Raw genomic sequence first — 13,981 nt, forward strand, 5'->3', positions numbered from 1 at the left:
GCAGTTGGCTGCTGCCTGCTGTTTGTGCCGGCGGGGGCTGGGTCACAGTGTCACCGCCGGTGAACCCTGAGTGATGAATCAAGAGTGAACCCGGCGTGACGCCTCCGCAACTCCGCGCACATGCGGCCAGGTGGGGGACGGTTCGCCGGATCAGCCGGGACCGCCCCCGGCCTTGCGGAGCACCTCCAGGAGGCGGCCGGTCAGCGCCCCGTCGCCGAGGTCCTGGCGGGCGCCGCTGAGTGTCAGCCGGTAGCGGGTGCCGTTGACGGTCGCGACGGCGCTGTCGCCGCCCGCGAACCAGGGCTTGCCCACCCGGACCGCCTGCACGGGCGCGCTGTCGATGACCCGTCCGTAACTGGTCAGCAGGGCGAGCCTGCCGCCCTCGACCAGGACCTGACCGGCCGTCGTGAGCGAGCGGGGCCACCGCTCGATCCGCACGCCCGTGGCGCTGAACTCCGGTTCCGGCATGGCTGCCGTGAACTCCGCCTCCGACATGGCCGCCCCCTTCGCGCCCGCTCCTGCACCTCAGTCTGCACAGGCATCCGCACGGGCACCAGAGCGCGTCCCCGCCGCTTCCACAAGCAACCCCTATGGAACCCCAAAGTCAACGTTTGTGCAGGTGAGGGGCTTATTGTGGGCAGTGGGGAGCGTCGGCCTGAGAGAGAGGAGCGGGGCGCATGACCACCTATGAGGCAATGGCCACCGTCGATGTGGACCGCAGCGACACCGAGTACCGGGCATGGCTCAAAGAAGCCGTGCGGAAAGTCCAGGCCGACGCCAACCGCTCGGCCGACACCCATCTGCTGCGGTTCCCGCTGCCCGAGTCGTGGGGTATCGACCTCTACCTCAAGGACGAGTCCACCCACCCGACGGGCAGCCTCAAGCACCGGCTGGCGCGTTCGCTGTTCCTGTACGGGCTGTGCAACGGCTGGATCCGGCCCGGCAAGCCGGTCATCGAGGCCTCCAGCGGCTCGACCGCCGTCTCCGAGGCGTACTTCGCCAAGCTCATCGGCGTGCCGTTCATCGCCGTGATGCCGCGCACCACCAGCGGGGAGAAGTGCCGCCTCATCGAATTCCACGGCGGCCGGTGCCACTTCGTGGACGACTCGCGGAAGATGTACGAGGAGTCCGCGACGCTCGCCGCCCGGACCGGCGGGCACTACATGGACCAGTTCACCTACGCCGAGCGGGCCACCGACTGGCGCGGCAACAACAACATCGCCGAATCGATCTACCAGCAGCTGAAGTTGGAGCGCTACCCCGAGCCCGCCTGGATCGTGGCCACCGCCGGTACGGGCGGCACCTCGGCGACCATCGCCCGCTACGTCCACTACATGCAGTACGACACCAGGGTCTGCGTCCCTGACCCCGAGAACTCCTGCTTCTTCGAGGGCTGGACCCGGGGCGACGCGCTGGCCACGAGCGACTGCGGCTCCCGCATCGAGGGCATCGGACGGCCGCGCATGGAGCCGAGCTTCGTGCCCGGAGCCATCGACCGGATGATGAAGGTGCCCGACGCGGCGACCGTCGCGGCCGTACGTGCCCTGGAGAAGGCGATCGGCCGCAAGGCCGGCGGCTCCACCGGCACGGGTCTGTGGAGCGCGCTGAAGATCGTCGCCGAGATGGTGGCGGCGGGGGAGCAGGGCAGTGTCGTGACCCTGATCTGCGACCCGGGCGACCGTTACCTGGACAAGTACTACTCCGACGACTGGCTGGCGGGACAGGGGCTCGACATCGCCCCGTACACCGCCGCCGTCGAGGAGTTCCTGGACACCGGGGTCTGGCCCGGCTGACCGGGGTCGTCCGCCGAACCGGACCGGCGGCCGGCCAGCGGTCCGCCCACGGCCGGTGGCGGATCCGGCGCCGCTCCCACGCGGTCCGCTCGCCGCACGGCCGGGGAGCCGGCTGCGGCAACCGGCTACGCCGCCGCGGAGGTGAGCCGGCGGTCCAGATTGCGCACCGCGTCGCGGAAGGCCCGGCCCATCGCGGGCTTGGCGAGACCCATGAGGAGGCGCAACGGAGCCGAGCCGTCGACCGCCATAGTCCACCGCACCCGGGTGCCTGAGCCCGCGGCCGTCAGCCGCCACTCCTCCAGCATCGCCCGCATGCCCGGGGCGTTGGTCTCGTCGATGCGGTATGCGTAGCGTTCGCCGGGCTCCGTGCTCATGATCGTCTCCTGGAAGCGCGTGCCGCCGCGCAGCCGGACCTCCCGGCCCGCGCCGTTCCGGGTCGGCCGCGCGGACGTGATGGCCGTGAACCAGCCGGGCCAGCCCTCGACGTCCTCCGCGAGCGCGCGGTACACGGCCGCGGGGTCGGCCCGCACCTCCGCCGTGAACACGAGCCGGACCGGCGCGGACAGGGTGAAGTCCAGTTCCACGGGCCTGAGTCGGTGAGCCATGAACCGTACCTCCGGGGCAGTCGGACAAGCGGCGGATGACGAGCGGGTGATGGCGGAAAGGGGGCGGACGACGAGCGGGTGGCGGGTGGCCGAGGCTCCGGCGAAGGCCGGGCGGGGAGTTGGATCGAACCGGGTTGCGGACGAAGGACGGGCACGGGTCGGGCGAGGGCCCGCACACCATAGCTGACAAGCCGTCAGGAGGTCATCACGCCGCCGGTCCCGGGGTGCGGCCCAGCAGACCGTCCACCGCGCGGCCGAAGACCCTCCGGCCCGCCCGCGCCAGCACCGGCCCCGCCGCGTCCGGCAGACCCCGCACACGAAGGTCCTCCGTCCAGGTGACCACCGTCCCGGCCGGCGACTCCCGCACCTCGATCTCGGCCCAGCCCAGCACGACCCGGCCGCGCTTCTCCAGCCGGCAGTGCCCGGGGCGCCCGGCCGCGGGCGGCTCCCAGCGCACGATCTCCATCGGATCGTCGAAGTGTGCCGGCCCGACGCCCGTACGGGCGACGAACAGGGTGCCCTCGCCGCCGGGGCCGTCCGTCACCACCGAGATCCGGGTCAGGGGCACCTGCGCGGCATGGGCGGGCCAGTCGGTGAGCCGTCGCCAGGCCTCCCCGGCGGGCAGCGGTGTCGTCCGTACGACCCGGAAGACGGTCATGACGTCGGCTCCGCCGGTTCCGGGGACGGCTCGGCGGCCTCACCGGCGACCACCAGGTTGGGCAGATGCTCCGCGATCTCCACACGTGCCCGGTCCGGCAGCCCCGAGTCCGTCACCAGCGTGTCCACCTCGTCCAGCCGGGCGAACGAACTCAGCCCGACCGTGCCCCACTTGGTGTGGTCCGCCACGACGACCACCCTGCGCGCCGAGCGGACCAGCCGCCGGTTGGTCTCGGCCTCCGCGAGATTGGGCGTCGACAGACCCGCCTCCACGGAGACGCCGTGGACCCCCAGGAACAGCACGTCGAAGTGGAGGGAGCGGATCGCCTGATCGGCGACCGGGCCCACGAGCGAGTCCGAGGGAGTGCGTACTCCGCCGGTGAGGACCACCGTCGGGGCGCCCGGTCGCCGCCCGCCCGTTCCGCCGGCCCGTTGCGCCGTGTGGAACACGTCGGCGACCCGCACCGAATTGGTCACCACCGTCAGATCGGCCACGTCGAGGAGATGGTGGGCCAGCGCGTACGTCGTCGTGCCGCCCGACAGGGCGATGGCGCTGCCCGGGACGACCATCGTGGCCGCAGCCCGGGCGATGTCCTCCTTGGCGCTCAGCTCCAGCGACGACTTGGCCTCGAAACCGGGCTCGTGCGTGCTCGCCTCGGCCACCGGAACCGCGCCGCCGTGCACCTTCTCCAGGACGCCCTGCCGGGCGAGGGCGTCCAGGTCGCGGCGCACGGTCATGTCGGAGACGTTCAGCCGGCGGGTGAGTTCGTTGACCCGCACACCGCCGCGCCGCCGCACCTCGTCGAGGATCAGAGCACGCCGCTGCTCCGCGAGGAGGTTCTGATTGTCGCTCACCGCCGGGGCCGGTCCTTCCGTTTCGCTGTCGGGTTCGCTGCCGGGCTCGGTGGTGGGTCACCGCTGCTCACCGAGGACTCCCATCCTCCCACGGTGGCTTCGCCCCGGTGGCGGGGAGATTCCGTGGAGGGGCATGCGGCGGCGCGCCGTGTTCCGGGATCCTGGTCGTGCCGCAGATCCTCCCACCGCCGTGATCCCGCCGGCAGAGAGCGAGCCGCAGAAGTGTCCCCTCCCACACCGGACGCCGTGCCGCAGCCCGGCGGAGCGGCACTGGAGCTGCTGGTCCACGGCGTCGGCGGAGCCACCCCGCAGGACATGCTCGGCGATCCCCGTACGGTCCGGATCACCGGCGACGCGACCGCCGCCGTGTACCGGCGCACCGACGACGCCGACGCCGAGCACCGCCCCTACTGCGACGGCGACCGGGAAGGGCCGATCCCCGAGGCGTACTGCTGGTCCAACCTCACCTCCGGCAACGGTGCCAGGGCGCTGTGGCTGCTCCTCCTGCCGTTCATGGTCGTCAACCTGGCCCACTGGATGCGGCCCGCCACCACGGGCAGGCCCCGGACCTTACGGTTGTACGGGACGCTCGTCCGGCTCGTCGCCCTCAGCCTGACGGTGCTGTTCACGGCAGCCGCCTGCGAGGTCGCCCTCGACCTGACGGCCTGGCAGTGCGCGGGGTCCGCCCGCTGCTCCCGGGACAGCTCCTGGATCGGCTTCCTCTCCGCCGCGAACGGCGGCTGGTGGTCCCAGCCCGGTCGCCGGCTCTCCCTGGCCGCCCTGCTGCCCGCCGCGCTGGTGGGCCTGCTCTGGTACCTGTCCAACCGCACCTGGAGCGCGTACGAGGCCCAGCGCCCGCCGAGCGTCACGACCATGCCACCCGGGCGCCCCGGCCTCGCGCAGAGCGAGGACCCCGAAGGCGGGGGGAACGGCGACGGCTACCTCACCGCCGGGAACGGGGAAGGCCCCGCCGCCACCGGGAACACCGTCCGGCCCGCGCTCGGGCGGCCCGGGTTCTGGTACGGCCGCCGGCTGGTCGCGCGGCTGCGCGCGGCCCACACCGCAGCGGGGTTCCTGGTCATCGCCGCCGCCGTGACCGGCGCCGCCGCGCGCCACGACCGGAGCGCCGGCGTGCGCGGGCTCGAAGCCGCGGGCTGGGCCATGGAGGCGGTACTGGTCCTCGCGGGCGTCTTCGTCGTCGCCGTCGTCTTCCGCCGCGGGCGCAGCGAGAACGTCCTCGACAACCGGATCGACCGCGCCGTGGTGCGCTGGCTGCCCTGCGCCTCCCTCGTCCTGCTCGCCGTCGCGATGGTGTACGCGTCCTGGTCCCGCCCCGGCTGGGCTTCCCAGGGAACGCTCCCCGGCGAGGTCGCCTTCCGTGTCATCGCCCTCGCCCAGGGGGCCCTCGTCGTCGTCCTCGCCGTCGCCGCGCAACTGCTGCACCTCCGCGTCCGGCACGGCCGTACCGCCATGCGGGGTCTGGGCGGTCCCGCGGTCGCCCTGCTCGCGTGCGCGCTCGGAGGGGTCATGACCGGCGGCGTCGCACAGCGGGTTGCCGACTGGCTCGACGGGTCGGGCACCCCCGGGGAGGGGGAGGGAGCGATCCCCGGTCCGCCGGTGCTGCTCAGCTGGCAGGCGTCCGTCATCCCCGTCCTCCTGCTCCTGCTCCTGGTGCCCCTCTGCGTCCTCGGCGTACGGACCTGGCGCACCGCGCGGGCCCTCGGCGACCGGGTCGAGCAGGACTATCCGGGGGAGCGGCCCGACGAGGTGCGCACCCGCCGGATCGCGGGCACCCGCGCCCGGGCGGATCTCACCGACGCCGCACCCGCCCTGCTCGGCATCCTGTGCTTCGCCACGCTGCTGCTCGGCGCGGGCGCGGTCGCCGGGGCGTGGGTGAGCGCGGAGGTGCCCGGTGAGGCCTTCGACAGGGCCCACCCGGTCGTCGAGGCCGCCGCCGACGTGGCGCAGGCCCTCGGCTCCTGGCTGATCGGACTGGGCTTCGTCCTCTTCGTCACCTGGGGCCGGCGCGCCTATCGGGACGCCTCGGCCCGCCGCACCATCGGCATCCTCTGGGACGTCGGCACGTTCTGGCCGCGCGCCGCCCACCCCTTCGCGCCTCCCTGCTACGCCGAACGCGCCGTCCCCGACCTCACCTGGCGCATGGCGTCCTGGACGTCTGCCACCGGCGGACGGCTCGTGATCTCCGGTCACTCGCAGGGCAGTGTGCTGGCCGCCGCCGCGGTCTGGCAGCTCCCCTCGGCCACCCGCCGGCGCGTCGCCCTGCTCACCTACGGCTCACCGCTGGAGCGGCTCTACGCCCGCTGGTTCCCCGCCTACTTCGGAGCGGCGCAGTTGCGCGGCCTGCACCGGGACCTGCACTGCTGGCGCAACCTGTGGCGGCACACCGATCCGATCGGCGGGCCGGTCCGGCTCCCGGCCGAGGACGGCAAGCCCGAAGTCGACCGGGAAGCACTCAAGGACCCCGTGGTGTACGGACGCACGGACACCCATCCCCTGCCGGAGCCCGTCCTCGGGCACTCCGACTACCAGGCCGACCCCGCGTTCGCCGAGGAGCGCCGGGCACTCCTGGAACGGCTGCCGCCCGCGCTGCCCCGCCAGCGCGACGACACCGCGCCGGTTCAGGGCAGTTCGGGAAGGTCCTCCGGGTAGAGCAGCGAAAGATCGTCCGTGCTCGGCTCGGCGAGCTCGGCGACCCGGCCCGCGTGCCGCTCGACCATCGACTCGAAGGTCTGGCGCGCGGTCCGGCCGTTGCCGAACGCAGGGCCCTTCGGCAGTGCCGTGAAGTACTTCCCCAGTGCCTCGGCCGTGCCGTCGGCCAGCCGGTACTCGTGCTCCTCCGCCTGCTGCTCGACGATGTGCAGCAACTCCTCGGGGACGTAGTCGCTGAAGGTGATGGTCCGTGAGAAGCGGGACGCGACACCGGGGTTGACCGAGAGGAAGCGCTCCATCTCGGCGGTGTATCCGGCGACGATCACGACCACGGCGTCCCGGTGGTCCTCCATCAGCTTGACCAGCGTGTCGATGGCCTCCCGGCCGAAGTCCCGACCGGAGTCCTCCGGTGAGAGGGCGTAGGCCTCGTCGATGAACAGCACGCCGCCGCGGGCCCGTTCGAACGCCTCCTGGGTGCGGATCGCGGTCGATCCGATGTGCTCGCCGACCAGGTCGACCCGGGACACCTCGACCAGATGGCCGCGCTCCAGCACCCCCAGGGACGCCAGGATCTCGCCGTACAGCCGGGCCACCGTCGTCTTGCCGGTGCCGGGCGAGCCGGTGAAGACCAGATGGCGACGGACCGACGCGGCCTTCAGGCCGGCCTCCTGCCGGCGCCTTCCCACCTCGATCATGTTCGTGAGCGTGCGGACCTCGCGCTTGACGCTCTCCAGGCCCACCAGCGCGTCCAGTTCACCGAGGACCGCGTCGGACGTCCTGGCCGCGGGCCCCGGCCCGGGCGCGGACGCCGGCGCGGCGGCGGGCTCGGGCCCGGCGGTGCGCTGGCCGGGGATCATCGACAGCAGCCCGGGGGACTGGGTGGCGGTGGCCACCACCGGAGCCGTCACGGGCGGCGTCGCGCGCACACCGCTCTCGTCGCTGGTGCAGTCCTCGACGGCCGTCCCCTCCTCGGGGTACTCGTAGCCGCCGCGTGCGCACCGCTCCGTGCGGCAGCGCGTCAGCGTCGTACGGCAGCCGTCCATCACATGGAAGCCGTAGCCTCCGCTGCCCGAGACCCGGCAGCCGTGGAAGGTGCCGCGGCCCTCGGCGGAGACGTAGAACCCGGCCTCGGCCGGGTTGGTCACCGTGCACCGCTCGATCGACGGATCCGCGCCCTTGGTGACGATGACGCCCGTCTGGGCACCGTCGATGGTGCAGTTGCTCAGCGTGCCGCCGCTGCCGTGGTCGCGGAACCAGGCGCCGGTGGAGGCCTCCCGGATGCGGCAGTCGTCGAGTTGGGCGGTGGCCCCGTCGCTGACGGACACGGCCGTGTTCCGCACCTGGGTGAGATCGCTGTCGACCACGTCGGCACGCGAACCGCGGTCCAGGACGAACAGGGCGTCCGGGACGTCGTGCACCCGGCAGGAGTCGAGCACCGCGGTCGCGCCGTCGCTGACCCAGACCGCCGGGTAGTCGCCCGTGCTGTCGTGGATCTCGCACTGGTTGGCGTCCACCCGTGTCCCGGGGTCCCACACGGAGAGACCGTTGCGGCCGAACCGCCGCACTGTGGAGCGGGTGAGCGTCAGTACCGAACGCGACCGGAGGTCCACCGCGTTCTCCGGGACGTCGTGGATGTCGCAGTCGGCGAGGGTGAGCACCGCGTCCGTGTCGAGCGTGATGCCGTCGGACGAGGTGCGGTGCACCCGCGAGTCCGTCAGATGGGCCGTCGCCCGCGAGGCGACCTGCATGCCCGCGCCCTTGATCTCGTACACCTCGCAGCCGAGCGCCTCCAGGGAGCTGCCCTCGCCCGTGACGCTCAGCCCGGAACCGGAGGCGTGGTGCACCCGGCAGCGCTCCAGCCTCGGGTGGGCGCCGCCGCGGACCGACACCCCGGACTGTCCGGCGGCGACGACCTCGCACTCCTCGAACACCCCGCCGGCGCCGTCCAGTACGCCGATCCCGACGCCGGCCGGATTGTCCACCGTGCAGCGGCGCACCGTCGGACGGGCCTCACCGCGGACCTCGATGCCCGCCGCCGAGCGCGTCACGATCCGCAGATCCGTCAGCTCAGGCGCGCCGTCCTCGACGAGCAGCGCCGGCGCCGTGGCGTCCTGCCCCTCGACGTGGAGGTCCTGCACGGTCGCCGACGCGCGGACCGTCAGCGGAACCCCGTCGGCGGGGGCGATGCGCACGGAGCCGGCCGAGCCTTCCGCCCCGCGCAGGGTGACGGCACGCCGCAGTACGAGGTTCTCCCGGTAGGTCCCGGGCGAGACGGTGAGGATGTCGCCGTCGGCCGCCGCCTCCAGGGCCGCGGCGAGGGAGGCGTACTCACCCGTGCGGCGCCGCCACCGCGATGTGCCGGTGTGCGTCACCTGGACCGTGCCCTGTGCCATGGTGCTGATCTGCCCCCACCTCGTGCGTCGGTCGCGACCGTGCCGCGCGTCGCACCACCGTAGCGTGCGTGGGAAGCGGGGGTTGACCGGTCAGCTGCCCGTGCCCGTGCGGCCCCAGTCGGGACCGGCTTTCGCCCACTCGCGGTCGAGTTCCTCGTACCGCCGCTGCATCAGGCGCCGTACGACCGTCCGCCGGGCGGCCTCCACGAGTCCCGCCGCCGCGCTCGCCGCGCCGGCGCCCGCGAGCACGGCGTGGGCGCGTGCGGTGTCCGGGTCCATCGGGCGGGCCACCGGGTCGCCCGACCCGTCCGTCCAGATCCGGAACGTGTCGCCGGGACCGGCCGTGGGGACCGCGGTGGTCACCGTGCCGCTGCGCCGGGTGCCGTCCGGTGCCGTCCACTCGGCCACGACCGGCCTGCGTATCCGTTGGTCCACCGCCGAGTCGGGATCGGACGCCGTGCGCCCGGGCGATGGCGCGGCGCGCAGCACGCGGGCCACCGCGGGACGGCGCTCCGCGGACTGCTCCCGCACCGACTCCGCCATCGCCTCGTCGGCGAGCCCGCCGAGCCCCCATCCGGCCGCGGGCACCGCGAGGACGAGCAACAGGGCGGCGGCACACGCCACCCATGCCTCCACGAGATCGGTCGTGCGGCGCAGCGGATTGTGCCGCCAGCGCCAGAGTCCCGAGACCGCTCGCACCGTTCCGCACCCCCTTCCGCGTCAGTCGTAACCTCCCGGGGCACGGCTCGCCCGCGACTCGGGCGAAGAGAGAGCAATCACACGTCGTCGCTCTCCCAACGAGCGTGCCTCTGCGGCGGGTTCCCCCGGAAAGGGGGATTGATGCGGATTCGGCCGGGGCGGGTCAGGCGAGGACGCGCACCTGGTCGCCGACTCGGACGGTGCCGGTGTGCTCGGGCACCAGGTTCTGGCCGAAGACCAGCCGGTCCCCGAAGCGGCGGTGCCGGGCGAGGGTGCGCAGGGGCTCCTTGCCGCGCTCGGCAGTGGTCTGGTCGGTGGTCGTGACGACACAGCGGCCGCAGGGTTTGGCGACGCGGAAGGACACCTCGCCGACCGCGATGCGCTTCCAGCCGTCCTCGGCCCACGGGGCCGTGCCGTCCACGACGAGATTGGGGCGGAAGCGGTTCATGGGCAGCGGGCCCTCGTCGGCGTGGTCGCCCTGGGCGATCAGCGAGTTGAGCGCGTCGAGCGAGGAGACGGAGGCGAGGAGCAGCGGGAAGCCGTCGGCGAACGAAACCGTCTCGCCCGGCAGCGCGTAGTCCGCGTCGATGGGGCGGCGGTAGGCGGGGTCGTCGAGGTGCACCAGCCGGACCGGCAGGCCGAGGTACGCGCTGAACCACCCGTCGGGGGCGGCACCCGCGGGCACCGCCTCCACCTTCTCCCCGAAGAGCTCCACGGCGGCGGTGGCGGACGGCTCGGGCACCGCCACGGTCAGCGGTGCTGCGCCGGGTGCGGTCAGCCGGACGGCGCCGTCCGCGAGCGGCGCCGCGGCGGCCAATGCCAGGCGCGGCTGCTGGCGTTGGGTGACGGCCCGGCCCGCCGCGTCGACCAGCATCCACCGGCGGTCGCCCGCCAGCCCCCAGGGTTCCACGGCGGCCTCGGCCGGCGCGTGGCCGGCGACGGACTTGACCGGGTGGATGTGGAGGGAGCGGAGCACGGGAGTCGCCATACGGCCATCCTGCCAGGTGCTCCGCACCTTCCGCCGGTCACACCGGTCGGGCCGGCCTCAGTAGCCACCGCCCTGGTACGGCCGGTTGTACGGGTCGTCGTACGGGGCCGGTGCGGACATGGGCCGCGGTGCCGCGGCCGGACGCATCGCCTCGTACCCGCCCGCCATCGGGCGGGCCATGGGCTGCGGCTGGCCGCCCGGGTAGCCGCGCGGGCCGGCGGGCTGCTGGGGGATGTACGGGGCCGCCGCCTGCTGCAGCGGGACCGGTTGCGGCACGGGCTGGGGGTAGCCGTATGCCGGACCGGGCTGGGAGGGGCCCGCCGGGAGGGCGGGGAGGGCCGCGGGCAACGCCGGCAGGTAGCTGTTGCCGGTGTCGTACGCGGAAGGCACTCGGATCGGCGCGATCTGAGGCGTGCCCCGCTCAGCGACCAGGGAGTCGTAGATCGGGGTGTCGGGGAAAGACGGCGCGGAGTAGTAACCGCCACCGTAGGTGGAGCGGGGGGAGGTCATGGCACATAAGTTAAGCCCACGATGTGCTGGTTGGGGAGCCCGATAAGAGGGTTGTTTGACGTGTTACTTGTGACCGGGATTCCCCAATCCGAGCGAACCCGGGAAAAACGGTCGTCCCACAGCGTCTAGATCGTGTAAAGGGCAAGCTGGGAAGGGGTTACCCACGGGTCGCGGGGGGTGCCCGGGCGGCACCGCGGCTACTTTGTCCGCACACACTTCTCCGGGCACGAGGAACCGCGATGGGGGCGAGGATGTCCATGCTCAAAGGAGCCAATGTTCCGGTAGCCGCACTGAGCGTCCAGATCGAGTTGGGCTGGAGTTCGGGAACCGGGGTCCCGGACGTGGACGCGTCGGCACTTCTGCTCGACTCGGGATCGGGAAAGGTCCGCTCCGACGCGGACTTCGTCTTCTACAACCAGCCGGCGCACGCCTCGGGCGCGGTGCGCCACGAGGGCAAGCACGCCGCGGGCGGCGCCACGACCGACCGGCTCGCGGTCGACCTGGGGCGCGTCGAGCCCGCCGTCGAGCGGATCGTGCTCGCCGCCTCCGCCGACGGAGGCAGCTTCGGTCAGGTGCCGGGACTGTACGTACGGGTCCTGGACGCCGCGGCCGGCACCGAGATCGCGCGCTACGAGAGCCAGGACGCGACGGTCGAGACGGCCTTCATCCTCGGCGAGCTCTACCGGCGCCAGGGCGCCTGGAAGTTCCGGGCGGTGGGGCAGGGGTACGACAGCGGACTGGAGGGACTCGCCACCGACTTCGGCATCTCGGTCGACGAACCCCAGCAGGCGGCGCCCCCGGCTCCGCCCGCGGCACCCCGGCCCACGGCCCCGGCGGCACCCCCCACGCCGATGGCGACGGCGCACACCCCGGCGCCCACGGCACCCGTCGCCGCGCCGGCGCCCGTGCCGCCGCCCGCGCCCCCCACCGCGCCCGTACGCCTGACCAAGGTCACGCTGACCAAGGAGTCGCCGACCGTCTCGCTCAGCAAGCAGGGCGGCACGTCCGGCGCCCTGAGGGTCAACCTCAACTGGGAGGTGCGCAAGCAGTTCAAGGGCTGGGGCGCCAAGCTCGGCCGGGCCGTGGCCATGCACTCGGATCTCGACCTCGACCTGTGCGCGCTCTTCGAACTCACCGACGGCCGCAAGGGAGTCGTCCAGGCGCTCGGCAACGCCTTCGGCGCCCTGAACCAGCCCCCCTACATCCACCTCGACGGCGACGACCGCACCGGCGCGGTGACCACAGGCGAGAACCTCACCGTCAATCTCGACCACCGGGACAAGCTCCGCCGCGTGGTCATCTTCGTCACCATCTACGAGGGCGCCCGCAGCTTCGCCGATCTGCACGCCACCGTGACCCTCCAGCCGCAGCACGGCGCACCCGTCGAGTTCTCCCTGGACGAGTGCACCGTCCCGTCGACCGTCTGCGCCCTCGCCCTGATCACCAACCAGGGCGGTGACCTCGTCGTCCAGCGCGAGGCCCGCTATCTGGTGCCGGAACGCGGAGTGAGCCCCCAGCGCACCATCGATTACGCCTACGGCTGGGGTATGAACTGGACACCCGGCAGGAAGTGACCTACGCCGGACGTCAGCGGTCGGGTGCGGCCTCGGGACGGGAGTACGTACGCCCCTTCCAGGCCGCGCCCCGCCCCCGGTAGTGCTGCACGGCCGAGTCGACCGTCATCAGCAGGTAGAGGAGCGCCGTGAACGGCAGGGTGGGGGCGAGCCACAGCGTCTGCCGGTAGTAGCGGAGCACCGGGACGTACGTCGCCGTCATCACCGCCCACGCCACGAGCCCCGCCCAGCCGGCCACGGCGGCCCCCGGAACCCCCGGTACCGTCGCGGCGTACACCGCGACGGGCGGCGCCAGGTAGACGACCGCGAGTCCGGCGACCGTCCCTGCGAGCAGCAGCGGACTGTGCCGCAGCTGGGCGTAGGCGCTCCGGGACACCATCCGCCACAGGTCCGCGAGCCGGGGATAGGGGCGGATGCTGTCCACCCGCTCGGCCAGCCCCAGCCAGACCCGTCCGCCTGCCCGGCGCACCGCCCGTGCCACGGCGACGTCGTCGATCACCGCCTGCCGCACCGACTCGGGGATTCGGGCCCGCTCGGCCGTCTCCGTGCGCAGCAGGACGCATCCGCCCGCCGCCGCCGTGGCCCGCGCCGGCTCCCGGTTGATCCAGCGGAACGGATAGAGCTGGGCGAAGAAGTAGACGAAGGCGGGCACGACCAGGCGCTCCCAGCCGGTCGACACCCGCAGCCGCGCCATCTGCGACACCAGGTCAAGATCGTTCGACCGCGCTGCCGCGACCAGCTCGCCCAGGCTGTCCGGCTCGTGCGCGATGTCCGCGTCGGTGAGGAGCAGATAGTCGGGCCGGAGGGTGCGGGCCATGGCGATGCCGTGCCGCAGCGCCCACAGCTTGCCCGTCCACCCCGGATCCGGATCGCCCGGCGAGGTCACGGTCAGCGGCAGCCCGTCGCACTGCTCGCCCAACTTGCGGGCCAGTTCGCCCGTGCCGTCCGTACTGCCGTCGTCGACCAGCACCACCGCGGCCCTGCCCGGGTAGGTCTGCCGCAGCAGCGACGGCAGACTCTCGGGCAGCACGGCGGCCTCGTCCCTGGCCGGCACGACGATCACCACCGACGGCCAGTCCGCCGGCGCCGTCCGCCGCGGCAGCCGCTGGTCCGTCCGCCAGAAGAAGCCCTGCCCGAGCAGCAGCCACAGCCACGCGGCCAGGGAAGTCAGGGCGATCCACGCAAGGGGGCTCATTCGCCGCAGTGTGCACCACATCGAGGGGACCGCAAGGGCGGT

At 73.2% G+C, this 13,981-nt stretch carries 12 protein-coding genes; 3 read left to right on the forward strand and 9 right to left on the reverse strand.

What is annotated here, in order from left to right; translation table 11 throughout:
- Positions 1 to 150: 150 nt before the first annotated feature.
- Positions 151 to 495 (reverse strand): hypothetical protein, encoded by a 345-nt coding sequence (locus BLT82_RS14365; RefSeq protein WP_093654640.1) that lies wholly within the window; start codon positions 493 to 495, stop codon positions 151 to 153.
- A 182-nt stretch (positions 496 to 677) separates the two neighbouring features.
- On the opposite strand from BLT82_RS14365, the gene BLT82_RS14370 reads away from it, so the two are divergent.
- On the forward strand, positions 678 to 1,793 hold the full coding sequence (locus BLT82_RS14370) for a PLP-dependent cysteine synthase family protein (protein ID WP_093654642.1): 1,116 nt from the start codon (positions 678 to 680) through the stop codon (positions 1,791 to 1,793).
- 125 nt (positions 1,794 to 1,918) lie between these two features.
- On the opposite strand, the gene BLT82_RS14375 is transcribed toward BLT82_RS14370, so the two are convergent.
- The 3 genes from BLT82_RS14375 to BLT82_RS14385 form a co-directional block, all read right to left on the reverse strand.
- Entirely contained in the window at positions 1,919 to 2,398 is a 480-nt protein-coding gene (locus BLT82_RS14375) for an SRPBCC family protein (protein ID WP_093654644.1), read from the reverse strand.
- A gap of 205 nt (positions 2,399 to 2,603) precedes the next feature.
- Positions 2,604 to 3,056: an SRPBCC family protein gene (locus BLT82_RS14380; RefSeq protein WP_093654646.1), complete on the reverse strand. Its 453-nt coding sequence runs from the start codon at positions 3,054 to 3,056 to the stop codon at positions 2,604 to 2,606.
- On the reverse strand, positions 3,053 to 3,910 hold the full coding sequence (locus BLT82_RS14385) for a DeoR/GlpR family DNA-binding transcription regulator (RefSeq protein ID WP_093654648.1): 858 nt from the start codon (positions 3,908 to 3,910) through the stop codon (positions 3,053 to 3,055). The genes BLT82_RS14380 and BLT82_RS14385 overlap by 4 nt, the downstream gene beginning before the upstream one ends.
- Positions 3,911 to 4,132: 222 nt before the next feature.
- Here BLT82_RS14385 and BLT82_RS14390 point away from each other — a divergent pair, with 222 nt between their 5' ends.
- Positions 4,133 to 6,580 carry a hypothetical protein gene (locus tag BLT82_RS14390; protein WP_093654650.1) on the forward strand — a complete coding sequence of 816 codons (2,448 nt, stop codon included), beginning with the start codon at positions 4,133 to 4,135 and terminating at the stop codon, positions 6,578 to 6,580.
- Here the strand turns inward: BLT82_RS14390 and BLT82_RS14395 are convergent.
- The 4 genes from BLT82_RS14395 to BLT82_RS14410 all read right to left on the reverse strand — a co-directional run bounded on the left by BLT82_RS14395 (position 6,550) and on the right by BLT82_RS14410 (position 11,170).
- Positions 6,550 to 8,973: a right-handed parallel beta-helix repeat-containing protein gene (locus tag BLT82_RS14395; protein ID WP_093654653.1), complete on the reverse strand. Its 2,424-nt coding sequence runs from the start codon at positions 8,971 to 8,973 to the stop codon at positions 6,550 to 6,552. The two genes, BLT82_RS14390 and BLT82_RS14395, sit on opposite strands and share 31 nt — an antisense overlap.
- Before the next feature lie 90 nt (positions 8,974 to 9,063).
- A complete protein-coding gene (locus BLT82_RS14400) occupies positions 9,064 to 9,672 on the reverse strand; it encodes an Rv1733c family protein (protein WP_093654655.1) in 609 nt (202 codons plus the stop codon).
- A gap of 163 nt (positions 9,673 to 9,835) precedes the next feature.
- On the reverse strand, positions 9,836 to 10,660 hold the full coding sequence (locus BLT82_RS14405) for an MOSC domain-containing protein (RefSeq protein WP_093654657.1): 825 nt from the start codon (positions 10,658 to 10,660) through the stop codon (positions 9,836 to 9,838).
- Between the two features lie 57 nt (positions 10,661 to 10,717).
- Positions 10,718 to 11,170: a DUF6643 family protein gene (locus tag BLT82_RS14410; RefSeq protein WP_093654659.1), complete on the reverse strand. Its 453-nt coding sequence runs from the start codon at positions 11,168 to 11,170 to the stop codon at positions 10,718 to 10,720.
- Positions 11,171 to 11,409: 239 nt separating this feature from the next.
- On the opposite strand from BLT82_RS14410, the gene BLT82_RS14415 reads away from it, so the two are divergent.
- Complete coding sequence (locus tag BLT82_RS14415) at positions 11,410 to 12,744, forward strand: TerD family protein (protein ID WP_093654661.1); 1,335 nt, start codon at positions 11,410 to 11,412, stop codon at positions 12,742 to 12,744.
- A gap of 13 nt (positions 12,745 to 12,757) precedes the next feature.
- Here BLT82_RS14415 and BLT82_RS14420 read toward each other — a convergent pair whose 3' ends face one another.
- Entirely contained in the window at positions 12,758 to 13,939 is a 1,182-nt protein-coding gene (locus tag BLT82_RS14420; protein WP_093654663.1) for a glycosyltransferase, read from the reverse strand.
- Positions 13,940 to 13,981 lie beyond the last annotated feature (42 nt).

The organism is Streptomyces wuyuanensis, from assembly GCF_900103455.1.
Lineage (GTDB): Bacteria > Actinomycetota > Actinomycetes > Streptomycetales > Streptomycetaceae > Streptomyces > Streptomyces wuyuanensis.

Coding starts and splice junctions, on each gene's coding strand:
- BLT82_RS14410 (WP_093654659.1), bottom strand. CDS start 11,170: ATGACCTCCCCCCGCTCCACCTACGGTGGCGGTTACTACTCCGCGCCG.
- BLT82_RS14415 (WP_093654661.1), top strand. CDS start 11,410: ATGGGGGCGAGGATGTCCATGCTCAAAGGAGCCAATGTTCCGGTAGCC.
- BLT82_RS14380 (WP_093654646.1), bottom strand. CDS start 3,056: ATGACCGTCTTCCGGGTCGTACGGACGACACCGCTGCCCGCCGGGGAG.
- BLT82_RS14420 (WP_093654663.1), bottom strand. CDS start 13,939: ATGAGCCCCCTTGCGTGGATCGCCCTGACTTCCCTGGCCGCGTGGCTG.
- BLT82_RS14365 (WP_093654640.1), bottom strand. CDS start 495: ATGTCGGAGGCGGAGTTCACGGCAGCCATGCCGGAACCGGAGTTCAGC.
- BLT82_RS14395 (WP_093654653.1), bottom strand. CDS start 8,973: ATGGCACAGGGCACGGTCCAGGTGACGCACACCGGCACATCGCGGTGG.
- BLT82_RS14405 (WP_093654657.1), bottom strand. CDS start 10,660: ATGGCGACTCCCGTGCTCCGCTCCCTCCACATCCACCCGGTCAAGTCC.
- BLT82_RS14375 (WP_093654644.1), bottom strand. CDS start 2,398: ATGGCTCACCGACTCAGGCCCGTGGAACTGGACTTCACCCTGTCCGCG.
- BLT82_RS14370 (WP_093654642.1), top strand. CDS start 678: ATGACCACCTATGAGGCAATGGCCACCGTCGATGTGGACCGCAGCGAC.